The organism is Enterococcus sp. DIV1682a, assembly GCF_051711005.1.
Classification (GTDB): domain Bacteria; phylum Bacillota; class Bacilli; order Lactobacillales; family Enterococcaceae; genus Enterococcus_B; species Enterococcus_B hirae.
Genome location: NZ_JBIOLT010000001.1, coordinates 763275 through 779806 on the forward strand (window position 1 = coordinate 763275; position 16532 = coordinate 779806).

Genomic DNA, 16532 nt, shown 5'->3' on the forward strand with positions numbered 1-16532 from the left:
TGAAGGGAGGAAATCTCCCTCATCGTTGTAATTAAGCTTCGATAGACAGTAGCAAATACGAAGAAAAGGATGTGAAATCAACTCCTTCTAAATTCTTTGTATGCTGCTGTCTATTAAATTATGTATTGGTGGGAAAAGAAATGGCTATTTTAATCATAGACGAAGGAATTCAAGGAGAAAAATATGTTGATTTAACAACAGATGAAATGCGAAATGAAATATTGAAAGTGTTGAATGATCGAATAATTCAGGTTGAAATATCAAAAACCCCGTTGCAGAAAAGCAACGAGGAGTGAATTTTACAGATGTTCTTTTAAATGTTGGCTACTACAAATCGTATTATACCATGCGGCAGCACCGGTAAGTTTTGCTACAAAAAGGCTGTCATCTTTATCCATTACGGATTTTAGATCGTCTCTAATTTCGGGGCATTTTTTATTACTTTTAAAAAACCAAACAGATTCATTAATCTTAGCCCATTTCGAGTAAGTTTTGATTTTTTCGATTAAATCATCGTAATTCTTGCCTGAATTATTTAAATCATAACTTATGATAAAGCTGTCCATTAGGATTACCTCCATGTCATTATTTCAGCGGACTACTCGCTGATAAATAAAATTATACACAATGTAACTGTTTTCGTAAATTTAATCTATCGCTGTGGCGGAACAGGTAGACGCACTAGTCCTTCCAAAGGATACCAGTAAAGGGCGGAGCTTAGCTCAAATTAGGGTAGGTATCATGCAAGGTGCAAATCCTTGCCAGCGACTTTGGGTTTACGGTGATCCCAAGCTACCAGTTAGCAAAACCGTAAAGAGCTATAACTGCATCTTATTTTTGAGGTATAGTTTTTACATATTAGATCACTCGCTGAGTGGTCTTTTTATTTTGAAAGGAGATAATTAAATGAATGATTTTCATGAAGCAGTGCTAACAATCAATGTAAATGTAAATATGGCAGAAGTTTATAAGATAGCTATTGAATCTGAAAATAATCCTAATGGTTTGAGAGATCATTGGAATGGTAATTACGCCTATGTGGTTATTGGTAATAAGGTAGATCGATATTTTGACAACATTTTTTCGAAAGATACTGTTGATTTAACGATTCAATTGTTATCTCATACATTGCCAAATTTAAAAGAAACAGTTGAATGGTATGAGAAGATGGGGGCTGAAATAATTAGAACAAACTATAAAGAGAATCAAGGGAAGAGTAACAATGACAATTGATTCGTTTTATAAAAGTAAACGATGGATCAAAAAGAAGAATGCAATATTAAGAAGATATCAATATGAATGTCAAGAAAGCAAGAGATATGGTATTCGAGTGAAAGCAGAAATGGTCCATCATATTTATCCAAGAAAAGAATATCCTGAGTTAGCTTTTGCTGATTGGAACTTATTACCATTAACACACAAAAAACATAATACGTTTCACGATCGAGAGAATGATGAAATTATTGGTGAAGGTTTACATTGGCAAAGAAAAAGGCAGAAAGAGTTTGAGCGTTGGAAAAAGGAGAGAGAATCCCCCCCTCCTTTTGAAATCTAAAAATTACTTTTTGGGAAACGGATATGGGAACTTTTTCCAATAGCGAGAACTTTTTGAAAAAATTTTTTCCTTGAGATGAAATACGATAATAGCAATTAATAGAGCTGTTTTTATCGTTTAAAACCGTGCAGAAAAAAGCCCTTTTTTTCGCAGTAATATATCTTGATTTGAGGAGGTGATAACTTGTCTAAAAATATCCCAAAACGTGAAAGTATAAAAAAACGCACAATTAAATATATGAAGGAATTAGGAACATATAAGCCACAATACAATCAAATTATAGAAGTTTATTCTGATATGGTTTATCAATACAATTATCTAAGTCGTGAGTTTGAAAGACAAGGCTATGAAATTATTTTGGAAACAGAAAAAAGCGGTGGGAAGAAATCGCCAATTTTAGCAAGTTTAGAAAACCTTCGAAAAGATATAGGTACTTATTCTGATCGATTAATGTTGAATGCTAGAACCTATCAAGCTGAAGTAGAAATGCCTAAAAAAGAGAAATCCGCTTTTGCTAAACTTTTAGAACAACAACAGATGTGATCAGATGGATTTATCGAATATTACATCTAAGCATTTTGAAATAGCTTTAAATTATGCAAAATCAATTGTTAATTTTAAAATACTAGCTAATTTAGATAGGAGACTAGCATGTGAACGTTTTTTAAAAGATCTGGAACGAACAGATATTGATTTTAGACAAGAACAATTTGATTTTGTCATTAATTTAATTGAAGGTACAATTCATCATGTTCAAGGAGAAGATAAAAATGGTGTGAGTTATAAAGGGCAACCATTATTGCTGACTGATTGGCAAAAATTTGTTTGTGTGAATTTATTTGGATTTTTTGAAAAAGGTTCAGATATTAGGCGTTTTAAAGAAGCGCTTATTTTTTTACCACGAAAACAGGGGAAAACAGCATTTAGTGCTGCGCTAACCGAAGCAAAAAGCATTTTAGATAGACGATCGGGTTCTAAAGCTTACATTGTTGCAAATTCAGTTAAACAAACTCTAGAATGCTTTAATTTTTTAGTTGATAACGTCAACGAATTAAAAGAAGACGTTGAAAAACTAAGAATACGTGATAACAATCAAGAACATTCCATTTCAATAGATTTCGGTGATGGTACAAGTGACATATTTGCAATTGCGAACCAAGAAGATAAACTCGATTCATTAAACTGTAACTGTCTAGTATTAGACGAACTACATTCTTGGAAACGAGCAGGAGCAAAAAAATACACTTTAATGAAAAATGCGATGAAGGCATATCGGAATAAATTATTAATAGGGATTTCAACCGCAGGAGATATTCCTGATGGTTTCTTAGCTAATCGTTTAAAAACCTTACAAAAGGTATTAAATGGTTCAATTACTGATTCAGCATATGATTCTTATTTCATTTTCATTTGTAAAGCAGATCAAGACGAAGAAGGTAATATTATAAATAGTAAAGGAGAAATTACCACTATTGATGATCCAGAAGTATTAGAAATGTGTACTCCTTCTATCAATGTGACAGTGACTTTGGATGAACTATTAGATGATGCCTCACAAGCAATGAATGAACCACAATTAAAAACAGAATTTCTAAATAAAACGTTGAATGTATTTACCAATGCAATGGATGCATATTTCGATATTAATGAATTTAGAAGCTCTGATATGCAGTATGATTGGACATTAGAAGATTTAGCAAAATTACCAATTGTTTGGTATGGAGGAGCTGATTTATCTAAATTACATGATTTAACTGCAGGTGCTTTGTATGGTTCGTATAAAGGAGTAGATATCTGTATTACTCATGCTTTCTTCCCTAAATTAGCTGCTGTAAAGAAAGCAGAAGAAGATGGAATACCATTGTTTGGTTGGAAAGAAGATGGCTGGCTCACAATGAGTAATACTCCTACCGTTTTACATGATGATATTGTTAATTGGTTTATTTCTATGAAACAAAAAGGCTTCAAAATTAAACTTGTTGGTTTTGATAAAAAGTTTGGTAGAGAGTTCTTTTTTAAAATGAAAAAAGCAGGATTTAAAATTAAAGATCAACCACAATACTTTTATAAGAAATCAGAAGGCTTCCGTCATATCGAGGTAAAAGTCAAAAATAAACAGTTCTATTACTTACATTCCGATGCCTATGAATATTGTGTTCAGAATGTGCGAGCAATTGAAAAAACAGATGATATGATTCAGTACGATAAACTAGATGGTGACGGCGGAGTTCAGCGTGTTGATTTATTTGATGCAAGTGTATTTAGCTGTTGCCAGATGCTAGAAGATATGGCATTTGGTAATGTTGGCACAGAATGGTTAAATCGTAAATATTAAAAGAAGAAAGAGTGATTTCCTTTGTCTAAAAAAAGAAGAAAAGCCAATAAAATACGGTCAGAACCCCAACCATCAGGATCAAGTGATCCTACGGTTGGTTTTTTTATGTCAGATGTTGCAAGAGAAGTATTAGTTCCAGGTTATACTCGACTGTCTGATAATCCAGAAGTAAAAACAGCTTGTCAAAAAATTGCTGATTTAGTATCAGGAATGACGATTCACTTAATGGAAAATTCAGATAGTGGAGATATTCGTATTAAAAATGAATTATCTAGAAAAATCGATATTGAACCTTATTCTTATATGACTAGAAAGAATTGGGTCTATAACATTGTGTATTCGATGTTACTTCCAGGAGATGGAAATGCGATTGTATTTCCAGAAATGAGAGATGGATTTATTCGTGAATTGAAACCACTAAAGCCTTCCAAAGTAAGCTTTATAGAACTGGATGAAGGATATCAAATTAAATATGGAGCATCAACTTATAATCCAGATGAAGTTTTACATTTTGCAATCAATCCTGATCCAGAACAACCATGGAGAGGAACGGGTTATAGGATTCAACTACGAGATGTTACTCATAATTTACGTCAAGCAAATACGACTAAAAAATCATTCATGAGTGGTCAATATATGCCCAATGTCATTGTAAAGGTTGATGCAATGAATGAAAGTATTGCAAGTGAAGCTGGGAGACAGCAAATCAAGGACAAATATTTAGGTGAATCTCGACCAGGAGAGCCATGGATTATTCCTGCAGAGCTATTGGATGTACAACAAGTAAAACCATTATCGTTAAAAGATATTGCAATCAATGAATCTGTAGAAATCGATAAGAAAACTGTCGCAGCATTGCTAGATGTACCTGCGTTTATTTTAGGTGTAGGTACTTTTGATAAAGATGAGTATAACAATTTTGTTCGTACAAGAATTAAAGCTATTGCAGATGTTTTTCAACAAACACTGACTAAAGGGCTTCTTGAAAATCCAAATTGGTATTTCAAATGTAATTCTAAGAGTTTAATGGCTTACGATATTAAAGAATTAGCAGAAATTGGGATGAATTTATATATTCGAGGAATCTATACAGGAAATGATGTTTTGAATATGATAGGTGATTCTCCTAAAAAAGGATTAGATGATCTGATTATCTTAGAAAACTTTATTCCTCAAGGAATGATTGGAGAACAAAATAAATTAAAGGGTGGTGATTCTGAGTGAGTGTAAAAGAAGATCAAACACGTTCCATGGCCACTAATTTTTCTACCAGAGAAGAAACAACAGGAGAAAAAATTATTGAAGGTTATTTTGCTGTTTTTAATCAAGAAACAGAGCTTTGGTCAGGCGCTTTTGAAGAAATCTCACCAGAAGCTTTCAACGGCTCCTTGAGCAATGATATACGAGCGTTAACAAACCATGAAACTACTCTAGTTTTAGGTAGGAACAAGTCAGGGACATTGAAATTAAGCGTTGATTCTAGAGGTTTATGGGGACAAATTACCATAAACGAAAATGATTCAGATGCTTTAAATCTATATGAACGTGTAAAACGTGGTGACGTAGATCAATGTTCATTTGGTTTTAATATTTTGAATGAAGAAACTGATTGGAGAGAAGATGGCACGGTTAAGTGGTTGTTAAAAGAAATTGATCTTCATGAAGTTTCTGTAGTAACATTCCCTGCTTATGAAGACACAGGAGTACAAGCTAGGCATAATCAACTAGAGCAATATCGTGAAAAACAGACGAAACAGTGGCGTAAAAATTTATTAGATCAATTAAAAAATAGGGGGAAATAATCATGGCACTAAAACAAATCATGCTACAAAGAAAAATTACTAATAAAAAAGAAATGCTTAATTCATTAAGAGAAAAAGATGCTGAATTTCAAAAGCGAGAAAAAGATTTAGAAACCGCCATTGAAGAAGCTAAAACAGAGGAAGAACAACAAGTAGTGGAAGATGAGGTCAATAAATTTAATGAAGAAAAAGAGCCTCATGATCAACAAACCCAAGAACTAGAAGAAGAAATCAATTCTTTGGAAGAAGAATTAACACAGTTGAATGAAAAGAAACCTTCAAATAAAGGAGAGGAAAGAGATATGGCAGTAAAACAAAATACCAGAGCAAAAACTAATACAGATTATCATGAACGTTCAGATGTGAAAGAATTTTATAATGAACTACGCGAAAGACTTCAAATGCGTGCAAATGGTCAAGTTTTGCCAGATGGACCAAGTGGCGCAGAATTAATCATTCCAGATGTCATTGTCAACCGTATTCGTGAGCGTATTGGTGATTTTACTACGCTATATCCATTAGTTGACAAAGTGATTGCTAAAGGTCGTGTGAAATTAATTTTAGATGTAGATACTAGTGAAGCAACTTGGTTAGAAATGCGAGGAGCATTACCAGAAAATGATGATTCTAAACTAACTGCAGTTGAGTTTGACGGTTTCAAAATTGGTCGAATTGTCTATATTGATAATTCTCTATTAGAGGATTCTGTTATTAATTTAGATGATTATTTAACGAAACGAATTGCACGATCTATTGCAAAAGGGTTAGATAAAGCCATTGTTACTGGTACAGGAAAGGATGATAAACAACCTGATGGAATCCTTCCTAAAATTCCTGGCAAAAATAAAGTAACAAAAAAACCAACTTATGAAGAACTAATTCCAGTGTTAGGATTGATTGATACTGGTGAAGATGCTACTGGTGAGATTGTAGCTGTTATGCATCGTCAAACTTACTATAATCGAATTGCTACGATAACGCTTCACGTAAATTCTAATGGAGTAGATGTCGTTCAATTACCTAATTTAGCACAACCTAACTTCTTAGGATTAAAAGTAGTTTTCAATAACTACTTACCACAAGATAAACTCTTATTTGGAGTGTTTGATAAATACACTTTGGTAGAACGTGAATCGGTTCGTGTAGATATGTCAGGTCATTATAAATTCAGAGAAGATCAAACAGCTGTTCGTGGTTTAGGGCGTTATGATGGAAAACCAGTAGTGCCTGAAGCGTTTGTAGAAGTAACATTAGATACAGTGGGGGAGTAACGATGCCAGAGTCAAGACTGGCAAAAAATAGTTACGAGTCTTTGACGATTCCTGATTTAAAAAATATTCTTGACGAACAAAATATTAGTTATAAATCAAATGCGAGCAAAAAAGAGTTATTAACATTATTAGAGGAAACAGACTAGTTTCCTCTTTTCTTATTAGGAGATGACTATGAATACTCAAGTTTTAGAGTTATTAAAAGTGAATTTAGGTATCATGACAGATAAGCGAAATGAGTATTTGTTATCAATTATTGACAGTGTGATTAGTGAATTAGAATCCGAACAAGGAATTATAATTGATAATAATGATGATCTTCATATCATGTTTATTGTTGATTATTCAGCTTGGCGATATCGATCGAGAGGTGAAGGTGTTATGCCAAGAAATTTACAATTTAGATTGCATAATTTAGTACTTTCGATGAAGAAGGGATAAATATGGATAAGACATGGGATTTAGATATTTTTCTTCTTGAAAACGATGGATTTACTAGTGATGAAATAGGAAATCAGATAGCTAAATACAAAGAAAATCCAGTAATGGCTTACGAGGATAATGTAAGTAGAGGCGAATTTTATCAGGCTGGACAAAATGGTATAGAGAACCTTCATTTGTTTATAATTCATCCTTATGAGTATTCTGGAGAAAACTACCTTAAATTCGAAGGAAATAAATACAAAATTATTCGAACATATCAAAGAAATTATGAAGAGTTAGAAGTTATTTGCCGTTTGAATTTAGGTGATAGGAATGAGTAATTCAATCCACATTAGCGAATTATCAAAAGAAATTTCTAATGTAGTTAAGTCATATAGTAAAGAAGTTGAATTAGAAGCAGGGGAAGCAACAGAGCTTGTGGCGAAAGAAACTGTTCAGGAATTAAAGCGTAGTAGTCCAAAACGTTCTGGAAAATATGCACGTAATTGGACCAAAAGAAAGCAAGGTCCTACTGGACAAATTGTTTTTCAAAAAGATCCTACTTATCGATTAACACACTTGTTAGAAAATGGTCACGCTCTAAAACGAGGCGGACGAACCATAGGGAAAGTAAAAGGACAACCTCATATAGCTATCGCAGAAGAAAAGGCCGTTTCTTCGTTAGAAAAAGAGTTGATTAGGAGGTTGAAATGAGTATGTTGTTAACTGAATTGAAACAATTGCTGGATCAAATGAATTTACCTATTTCTTATCGTGAATGGAAACCAGGACAAGTACCAGAATTACCCTATTTACTTTACTATGAAAATTCAAGTGATAATTTTTATGCTGATAATGAGGTGTTTCTCAAAAAGACGGACGTTATCATTGAATTATATACAAATACCAAGAATATTCGTGAAGAAAATAAATTAGAGGAATTACTTAGTACAAACAAAATTCCTTTTGATACTTATGAAACTCATTTGTCATCCGAACAAATGTATTTAAAAGCTTACGAAATCAATATTTAAAATAGAGGTGAAAGAAATGGCACAAAAAGAAAGAGCAGTAAGTGCTGAAAAGAATCGTGTAGAGTTTGGATTGGAAAATGTTTATTATGCTAAAGCGACTTTAAATCCAGAAACGGGAGAAATTACTTATGGAACGCCGGTTCATTTTCCTGGTGCAGTTGAATTATCCATTGAACCTTCTGGAGATCTGATTAAGTTTAAAGCAGATAATGTTGATTATTATACTTCTCCAAACAATCAAGGATACGACGGAACCTATACCTGCGCTCGAATTCCCGAAGATTTTGCTGTAGATATTTTGGGAGAAAAAGTAGATGATACTGATAAAGTTCAAACAGAGTATGCGAATGCTGAGACTTCTCCTTTTGCTCTAATGTTCCAATTTGAAGGAGATAAAACAGCAACTCGACATGTGTTGTATTATTGTACAGCAAATCGTCCAACGGTAGGATCGACAACTAAGGATTCAGGAGATCCAAATACGTCAGAATTAACATTTAGTGCCGGACCACGGCCTTCTGATAAAGCTGTAAAAACTAAAACAAGACCAGATACTCCGTCTGGTGTTTATGACAAATGGTTTACAAAAGTTTATGAAAAAGGAGCAGTTGCTTAATTATGGAAAAAACAATTAAGATTGGTGCTACTGAAATTCGATTAGCTTCTAATGCTGCAACACCTTTGCGGTATAAGATGCAATTTGGAAGTGATTTTTTTGCAGACCTCTTAACTTTAGCGAAAGCTTTAGACAATCAAAATGAAGATGGTAGTTTTAACTTAAATGATATTTCATATGATGATTTGAAAAGGGTAGAATTAACCCTTTTATATAATTTTGTATGGACTTATGCTAAAGCGGCAGATTCAACTATTCCTGATCCAATCACTTGGTTAGAAAGTTTGGATTCTTTACCATTAGCAGACTTTGCTGGAGAATTACAAGAGTTGATTTCCCATAGTATACAAACTAAAAAAAAGTAAACGATGAAATGGCTTCTAGTGACGAAACACTTACTACGGAGTCATTTCTTTTTATTTGCAAACAAGTAGGTTTATCAAATGAAGAAATGCAGTTAATGGAAATAGGTGACTGCTTAGATTTCGTTCAAGAATGGATAGATAATCATCAAGAACAATCATCTACAAAATCTAAAACTAGAAAAGCGACTCAAGCAGACTTTGATGCATTTTAGAGAGGAGGAGGATGGATGGCTAAAAAGAAAATTTCAGGAATTACAATTGCACTTGATGCAGATACTAAAGGCGTAACATCTGGATTGAAAGATATTGTTAATCAATCGACAAATGTATCGAAAGAATTGAAAGATGTAGAACGTTTGTTAAAACTAAATCCTAATAACGTTGAATTACTCTCACAGAAGCAAGAATTGCTTTCTCGACAAGTTGAATTAACTACCAATAAATTGGAAGCACTGAAAGGTGCTCAAGCGGATGTAGAAAGGCAATTTAAATCAGGAGAAATTGGTGAGGAACAATATCGGAAGTTTAAGCGAGAAATTGAAGCCACTGAAGGTGCTCTAAATGGTTTTAAAGGGCAATTATCGAGTATGAGAGTAGAACAAGAAAAACTTGCTCAAAATACACAGCGATTATCCACTTTTTTTGAAGCTACAGGAACAGATATCAATGATTTTTCAGACGTTTTAGGAACACGTCTAACGGCAGCAATCAAAGAAGGAAAAGCCAATTCCTCTCAACTTGAAGATGCATTAAATAAAATTGGTAGAGCTGCATTGGGACAAACAGCAGACATCAACAAAATGAAACAAGCACTCGATTCAATTGATGATGGAAATTCTGTTCAAAAGGTTTCTTCTGATTTAAATAGTTTAAAAAGTGATGCTAATAAAGCAGATGATGCTTTAGATAAAATAGGTGACACTTTAGAAGAAATTGACGATAAAATCGACAAAGGCAATCTGTTGGATGCTGGTGAGTCTCTAAGTGAAATGTCTGATAAAGCCAAAGATATGGCTGGAAAAACTATTGAAGCTTTTACAGAAGTAGAAGATGCTCAAAAGAAATTAAACGCTTCTATGGGAGTCGCAGGAACAGAATCCTCAAAAAAATACGAACAAGCTTTAAAAGATATTTTTAGTAGTGGACTTTTCGACGACATGAATGATGCTGCAGATGCGGTAGCTTTAGTATCTAAAAACCTTGGCGATATGAGTAACCAAGATTTGAGTCAATTGGTTCAAGATGCGAAAGTTTTAGAAAATACTTTTGGAGTTGATTTAAAAGAAACTATTCGTGGAGTTGCAGCTATGCAACAAAATTACGGAATTACTGGTAAACAAGCATTGGATATGATCACAGTTGCTCTCCAAAGGAATGGCAGTACATGGGCAGATGAAGTTGGAGATAATATGGCTGAATACTCACAGTTATGGTCTCAAATGGGCTTTAGCGCCTCAGAAACTTTCCAAATTTTAGAGAATGGTACTCGTAATGGAGCATATAATTTAGACAAAGTGAATGATGTTGTTAAAGAAATAGGAATTTCTTTAACTGATGGACGTATAGAAGAAAATATTGATTCATTTTCTCAAAAATCTAAAGAGTTATTTGAATCATATAAGAGTGGTGGAGCTTCTCAAGCAGAAGTTATCCAGTCGCTCCTTACTGATTTAGGAGAGATGGAAAATAAAACCGAAGCGTTATCTCTAGCATCTACTGTTTGGAGCGCTTTAGGAGAGGATAACAGTTTAAAAGTATTAACTTCTCTAATGAGTGTTAAAGGTGGCTATGAGGATGTTCAAGGAGCAGCAGATAAATTAAATAATGATACCACTACAACTAGTCAAAAAATGCAAGGAGCATGGAATGAGCTGAAGTTAGCTTTAGCTCCATTAGGTGAAGAACTAGCAATAGCTTTAGTACCTCTGTTAGATTCATTAACAAAAATTTTAAAGATATTTCAAAATTTGCCAGGTCCAGTAAAAACCTTTATTGTAGCTTTTTTAGGAATAGGTACACTAATAGGCGTTATTACTGGGGTTGTAGTTGCTATGGGAGCTTTAGCAGGGATAGTTGGCGGTCCAGTTGTTGTAGCATTAGGAATTTTTGTAGCTGCTGTAGCAGGAGCTATAACAGTAATAAAAAATTGGGGTTCCATTACTGATTGGTTTTCTGATAAATGGAACAAACTAAAAGGATGGTGGTCAAAATTTTGGGCACAATTTTCTGATCCTGCAGATGCAACATTTAAGATACTATCTAACTCTGTAAAAACACTTACTAGTTTTATGTTCGGATCTTTTGATGATAAATTAAACGCAATAAAAAAATTGTTTAAATTTTTAAAATTAAAAATTCCTAAAATTGAACTTCCACCAATGCCCCATTTTAGTTTGAAATGGAGTTCTAATAAAATATTTGGTAAAAAATTTTCTTATCCATCAGGGATTGACGTAAAATGGTTTGCTGATGGTGGGATTTTAACTAAACCGACAATTTTTGGCGCTTCTGGAAATAAATTGTTAGGTGGCGGTGAAGCTGGTAAAGAAGCTATTGCGCCTCTAGATAAGCTAATGGCTTATATTCAAAAAGCTGTAGATGTAGGTTTGTCTAAACAACAAGCAAAAGATGAAATCCATTTACATCTAACAGCTTATGGTAATTTACCAAAAGAAATATTAGATCAAATTGCTGAATATTTGATGTATAAGTTTGTTGATTTAAAAAATAAAAATGAATTTAGTGGGTGATAATCATGATTGATGGTTGGTTTAAACTCGGAAATCATTGGAGTAAAGAATTTAATGCATTTATTTGTGAGAGACCAGAAAAGAAAAAAGCTAAAAGGGTATTTAATTTAGAAGAAGTTTCTGGATTAAATAAGTTAACAGTTAACGATGGTGGTTACTATACAAATGTTGAACAAACTTTAAATTGTTTTTATTTATCACCTACACTGGAACACATTCAATATTATGAAGATTTGATTACAGAAGCACTGGATACAAAAGGAGAATATGTAGATTTTGTACCTTATTGGGATCCGATATATATTTATCAAGCGATTGTAATAAATGAACCAAATTTCGAAGGAACTTTTCATACATTAAGAGGAGTTCCTTTTTCGTTTGATTTAAGTATTGCTCCTTTCAAAAAAAATGTTCTAGGAATGAACCCTGTTATCTTAGAAAAACAGGGTTCAATTTATAATCCAGAAAGATATCCATCTTATCCCAAAATTACAATATATGGATCAGGCAATGTGACAATTTCTATTAATGGAAGAGAGACAAAATGTTCCAATGTAACTTCAGATATTACAATCGATTCTGATCCAGATGTGATGGAAACTTATCGTGAGGTAGATGGTGTTTTAGTAAATGAACATAAGAAGTTGTTAAGTAACCAAGTTTATCCTTATTTAGATTCTGGTGAGAATCGGATTATTTGGAATAGTAATGTAAAAAAGATTGTTATTGAACCGAGGTGGCAAACTAAGATATGAAACCAGTATTATATAGTCCTACAGACACAGATTTTACCGCTGGAGGTATTGGCATATTATCTGATTGTAAAAAATGTCTAGTGACAGAGGAAGCAAATGGCAGTTATACTGTCGAATTAAGTTTTCCAATCAATGCTAAATTTTCAAGTCAATTAGAAGATCATAATTATCAGATCAAATGTAAACCTAACGCAACGGATGATTTTCATATTTTTTATATTTACAATCATTATAAAGATATGGCTACAGGATTATTATATGTTTACGGAAAATCTAGAACTATGAAACTTGGAAATCGTGCGGTGAAGAAATTAGAATTTGAGCGAGCTACTTGTCAAGAAGCAATGAAGTGTTTAGAAAAATCAATGGATCAATCTAGTGATATTCGTTTGTTTAGTGATATTACTCGTGTAGGATCAACAAGTATCGAAGTATCCAATCCTTTAAAATGTATTAAGGGAATAGAGGGTTCTTTAAACCAAATATTTGGTGGCGAGATGAAACATGAGCCATTCAAATTATCTTTATTAAACCGAAGAGGTAGAGATCATGTGACAACTTTTAGATACAGAAAAAATTTAACTGGTTTGAAAGTTGAAACTAATTTTGATGGGTTACTAACTCGAATTTTTCCTTATGCAGATGTACAAAATAATGAAGGGGAAACAGAACGGATATTTGGAAATCCAGTAGATTCACTTAATATCAATAAGTATGATGGCGAGATTTATTCAGAATATGTTCAATTTACAGAAGATCAAGGTGTTACAGATCAAAAAAGTTTAAATGAAGTATCAAAGAAATATTTTAGTTCCATGAATCCTAATTGTGATCAACCAAATATATCTATTGAATTGAACATTCGAAAAATGGAAGATACAGCTTTAGCAAAACGATTTAAAAAATTTCGTGAAGTTGGATTATTTGATACATTTGATATTTTTCATGAACGTTTTAAGATTAATATTACTGCTCAAATAACTAAAGTAATTTATGATTCTTTAAACGAGCGAGTTGAATCTTTAGAAGCCGGCGATACACAATATACCTTCTTTGAGAAACAGAAACAAGAAATATCAAATACGTTAAAAGGGTATACAGGTAAAAAATATGCAAGTGATTTTATTGATATAGTCACCAATATTATTTCTGGTAATGATGGTGGTCATGTTATATGGTGGCCTAAGAATCGACCGACTGATTTATTCTTTTGTGATCATCCTAAATTAGAAGAAGCAAAACTTGTTTTACGAATAAATAAAAGCGGAATAGGCTTCTCATCAAAAGGGTGGCAAGGACCATTTGATACCGCATGGACTTTAGATGGTAAGTTTAATGCCAATTTTATACAAACTGGATTAATCAAAGCAGATATCTTTCAAAATTCTTTTAACAAAACTGGAGATGTATTGAAATTAGTTAATGGACTACTTCAAATTTGGAATAACAAAAAGAAAATAATGGAGTTAACTAAAAAAGGAATGGAATTTTGGAATTCTAATAGTTCAATTGGAACGATTGGAACAACTGATTCTGCTGGTAATCCTTTTCCTGGAGCTTCTACTCCCACACCTATTGAAGATAATTCTTTAGTTATTCGTACAAATGGAGACGGCAAATATATTTTGATTTCTCCTAAAGTTGGTAAAGGATTAGTTTTATTAGGAAATGGTAAAGCAATTTATTTTGGAGACTTAGATGTACAAGGCAAACTCACCGTTAACGGAAAAGAAATCACAGGGAACAACAGTGGAGGAAGTGATCCTGGAACCATCCCTCCTCAATTGACGACGGAAGCTGAAAAAAGAGCATGGAAAATTTGGACAATGTTGAAAGCTCGTGGTTATTCTGAATATGCAGCTGCAGGTATTCTAGGAAATATTCAGGGGGAGGTTGGAGCAAGTATGAACCCTGATACAGAACAACTTGGTGGTCCAGCTTATGGGATTGTTCAATGGGATGGTTCTGCTTATCCGTTAGTCGGATCACCAACTTGGAACGGACGAGAGTATGTTCAGCGTTTGATGAACACCGCAGGGATTCAAGAAGATTATCGAAGTATTGAAGCCCAAGTAAAATTATTAGATTGGTGTATGTTCAACGGTCAATGGCTCGGAAAAGTAAATCCAACCACAGTATCAGGATTTAAATCGATCAATGATGCCAAAAGTGCAGCGTATGCTTTTGAAATGAACTTCGAACGCCCAGCTTCTGCACATCCAGAACGCCAAAATTATGCCCAATCTTGGTATAACAAATTACATGGATTAACTAGTTCAGAACCTGGAGGGAATTTCATTTGTCCAATTCAAAAACCAGTGACAGTTACTTCAGAATGTGGATGGAGAACAAGTCCAATAAATGGCGGTCAAGAATTTCATAATGGAATTGATCTTGTAAATGGAAATCCTAATACACCTATTTTTGCAGCATTAGATGGGGAAGTTGTTCAGGCTGGTGCTAATTATTATGACTGGTATGGTAATTACGTGGTTATTAAACATAATAATGGGAAGTGGACAGGTTATGCTCATTTGTCTCGTATTGATGTTTCTGTTGGACAAAAAGTCCAGAAAGGCGCTCAAATTGGCTTGATGGGAACAACTGGTCCATCTACAGGAGAACATCTACATTTTCAAATTATGAAAAATTATTGGCCACAGCCAGTTGTTGATTTTGAGAATCCAAGAAATTATATCCAATTTTAAGGTGGTGATTCTATGAGTAAATGGAATGTCGTTTTAAGTACAACAGAACCATATAATTATGTGGGGATGATTCAAGTTCGACAAGGCAATAAGAATACAGAGGTTATGGAAGCGACTATAGTTGAAAATGGTCTTCCCTACGATTTATCAGAATGTAAGGTATATTTTGAATCAGTTGTAGGTGGGAAATATCCAGTCCAATTAGAAACAAAAATTGTGGATGCTAAAAAAGGGAAAATTAACTATATTTTTGATAAATATTCCATGCAGTGTTTACATCGACAAACAGCCAATTTCATTATATTTAAAGGAGAAGACTTGATTGGAACAACTCAAGACTTCTCTTATTTTGTCATTAATGCTGTTTCAAAAACAGAAGGAGAAATGGGTTCTTATTGGCAATCAATCGAAGATTTAATTGCGGATATGACGGACTTTATTAATGAAAATAAAGGCGATTTTACGGACTGGATGAATGAAAGGAAAGAAGAATTTGAACGTTGGAGACAAGAACAGGAACACAGTTTCCAAGATTGGAGAGAAGGACAAGAATCAGACTATTTGGCATGGTTTGAATCAATCAAGGATATTTTAAAGACGATTGATCCTGGTGGAACAATGCTTGCGGAATTAGTGGATGCGAGAGTAGATATTCAAGGAAAACGACACAATTCAATTTCAGAACGTTTGCTTGCCGATATGAATTATTTGTATCAAAAACTACGAACAAGCTTATTTACTATCGAGTATGCTGAAATTGAAGTAGTGGATATTCTACAAGATGATTTATTTTCTAGGAATCATGAGATAGAAAAAGTAGAAAGTATTGAAAATAATATATCCGAAGGAGCGTTAATTGTAGCCACAATTGATGATAAAGAACAGCGTGTATTTACTCTGGAGGAAGTAGTAATAGAT

The 16532-nt window shown here is 33.5% G+C and carries 20 protein-coding genes and 1 pseudogene; 20 read left to right on the forward strand and 1 reads right to left on the reverse strand.

The genetic code is table 11. From position 1 onward, the window contains the following. The first annotated feature begins 140 nt into the window (after nt 1–140). Nucleotides 141–296 carry a hypothetical protein gene (locus IGJ23_RS03510; RefSeq protein WP_181934962.1) on the forward strand — a complete coding sequence of 52 codons (156 nt, stop codon included), beginning with the start codon at nt 141–143 and terminating at the stop codon, nt 294–296. Nucleotides 297–299: 3 nt separating this feature from the next. On the opposite strand, the gene IGJ23_RS03515 is transcribed toward IGJ23_RS03510, so the two are convergent. After that, nucleotides 300–566: a CRISPR-associated protein Cas2 gene (locus tag IGJ23_RS03515; RefSeq protein WP_034698465.1), complete on the reverse strand. Its 267-nt coding sequence runs from the start codon at nt 564–566 to the stop codon at nt 300–302. 340 nt (nt 567–906) lie between these two features. Here IGJ23_RS03515 and IGJ23_RS03520 point away from each other — a divergent pair, with 340 nt between their 5' ends. The 19 genes and pseudogenes from IGJ23_RS03520 to IGJ23_RS03610 form a co-directional block, all read left to right on the forward strand. Next, a complete protein-coding gene (locus tag IGJ23_RS03520; protein ID WP_181934961.1) occupies nt 907–1233 on the forward strand; it encodes a hypothetical protein in 327 nt (108 codons plus the stop codon). Continuing rightward, nucleotides 1223–1555 carry an HNH endonuclease gene (locus IGJ23_RS03525; protein ID WP_161440240.1) on the forward strand — a complete coding sequence of 111 codons (333 nt, stop codon included), beginning with the start codon at nt 1223–1225 and terminating at the stop codon, nt 1553–1555. The genes IGJ23_RS03520 and IGJ23_RS03525 overlap by 11 nt, the downstream gene beginning before the upstream one ends. Before the next feature lie 183 nt (nt 1556–1738). After that, nucleotides 1739–2098: a P27 family phage terminase small subunit gene (locus tag IGJ23_RS03530; RefSeq protein ID WP_002341976.1), complete on the forward strand. Its 360-nt coding sequence runs from the start codon at nt 1739–1741 to the stop codon at nt 2096–2098. 4 nt (nt 2099–2102) lie between these two features. Next, a complete protein-coding gene (locus IGJ23_RS03535) occupies nt 2103–3890 on the forward strand; it encodes a terminase large subunit (protein ID WP_185184899.1) in 1788 nt (595 codons plus the stop codon). 21 nt (nt 3891–3911) lie between these two features. Then, nucleotides 3912–5114 carry a phage portal protein gene (locus IGJ23_RS03540; RefSeq protein WP_081186462.1) on the forward strand — a complete coding sequence of 401 codons (1203 nt, stop codon included), beginning with the start codon at nt 3912–3914 and terminating at the stop codon, nt 5112–5114. Next, complete coding sequence (locus IGJ23_RS03545; protein ID WP_317751298.1) at nt 5111–5692, forward strand: HK97 family phage prohead protease; 582 nt, start codon at nt 5111–5113, stop codon at nt 5690–5692. The genes IGJ23_RS03540 and IGJ23_RS03545 overlap by 4 nt, the downstream gene beginning before the upstream one ends. Nucleotides 5693–5694: 2 nt before the next feature. Continuing rightward, the gene (locus tag IGJ23_RS03550) at nt 5695–6963 is read left to right on the forward strand and encodes a phage major capsid protein (protein ID WP_438774629.1); all 1269 of its coding nucleotides are present in this window, start codon (nt 5695–5697) and stop codon (nt 6961–6963) included. 2 nt (nt 6964–6965) lie between these two features. Beyond that, complete coding sequence (locus IGJ23_RS03555) at nt 6966–7109, forward strand: HeH/LEM domain-containing protein (protein ID WP_010720115.1); 144 nt, start codon at nt 6966–6968, stop codon at nt 7107–7109. A 28-nt stretch (nt 7110–7137) separates the two neighbouring features. Continuing rightward, nucleotides 7138–7404, forward strand: coding sequence for a hypothetical protein (locus IGJ23_RS03560; RefSeq protein WP_317751300.1), 267 nt, complete (start codon nt 7138–7140; stop codon nt 7402–7404). A gap of 2 nt (nt 7405–7406) precedes the next feature. After that, nucleotides 7407–7727: a phage head closure protein gene (locus tag IGJ23_RS03565; protein ID WP_010720114.1), complete on the forward strand. Its 321-nt coding sequence runs from the start codon at nt 7407–7409 to the stop codon at nt 7725–7727. Continuing rightward, on the forward strand, nt 7720–8100 hold the full coding sequence (locus IGJ23_RS03570; RefSeq protein ID WP_010720113.1) for an HK97 gp10 family phage protein: 381 nt from the start codon (nt 7720–7722) through the stop codon (nt 8098–8100). The genes IGJ23_RS03565 and IGJ23_RS03570 overlap by 8 nt, the downstream gene beginning before the upstream one ends. Continuing rightward, nucleotides 8097–8420, forward strand: a complete 324-nt coding sequence (locus IGJ23_RS03575; RefSeq protein WP_034866409.1) for a hypothetical protein — start codon at nt 8097–8099, stop codon at nt 8418–8420. Before IGJ23_RS03570 ends, IGJ23_RS03575 begins: the two co-directional genes overlap by 4 nt. A 16-nt stretch (nt 8421–8436) precedes the next feature. Further along, nucleotides 8437–9036: a major tail protein gene (locus IGJ23_RS03580; RefSeq protein WP_010720112.1), complete on the forward strand. Its 600-nt coding sequence runs from the start codon at nt 8437–8439 to the stop codon at nt 9034–9036. Between the two features lie 2 nt (nt 9037–9038). Then, on the forward strand, nt 9039–9401 hold the full coding sequence (locus IGJ23_RS03585; RefSeq protein WP_010720111.1) for a hypothetical protein: 363 nt from the start codon (nt 9039–9041) through the stop codon (nt 9399–9401). An 8-nt stretch (nt 9402–9409) separates the two neighbouring features. Further along, complete coding sequence (locus IGJ23_RS03590) at nt 9410–9613, forward strand: hypothetical protein (RefSeq protein ID WP_010720110.1); 204 nt, start codon at nt 9410–9412, stop codon at nt 9611–9613. 15 nt (nt 9614–9628) lie between these two features. Next, nucleotides 9629–12151, forward strand: a complete 2523-nt coding sequence (locus IGJ23_RS03595; RefSeq protein ID WP_181934958.1) for a phage tail tape measure protein — start codon at nt 9629–9631, stop codon at nt 12149–12151. 5 nt (nt 12152–12156) lie between these two features. Then, nucleotides 12157–12906 carry a phage tail protein gene (locus tag IGJ23_RS03600; RefSeq protein WP_220380911.1) on the forward strand — a complete coding sequence of 250 codons (750 nt, stop codon included), beginning with the start codon at nt 12157–12159 and terminating at the stop codon, nt 12904–12906. Further along, the gene (locus IGJ23_RS03605) at nt 12903–15614 is read left to right on the forward strand and encodes a phage tail spike protein (RefSeq protein WP_317751303.1); all 2712 of its coding nucleotides are present in this window, start codon (nt 12903–12905) and stop codon (nt 15612–15614) included. Before IGJ23_RS03600 ends, IGJ23_RS03605 begins: the two co-directional genes overlap by 4 nt. A 12-nt stretch (nt 15615–15626) precedes the next feature. Then, nucleotides 15627–16523: pseudogene (locus tag IGJ23_RS03610) on the forward strand (phage baseplate upper protein); the annotation flags it as partial. Between the last annotated feature and the right edge of the window lie 9 nt (nt 16524–16532).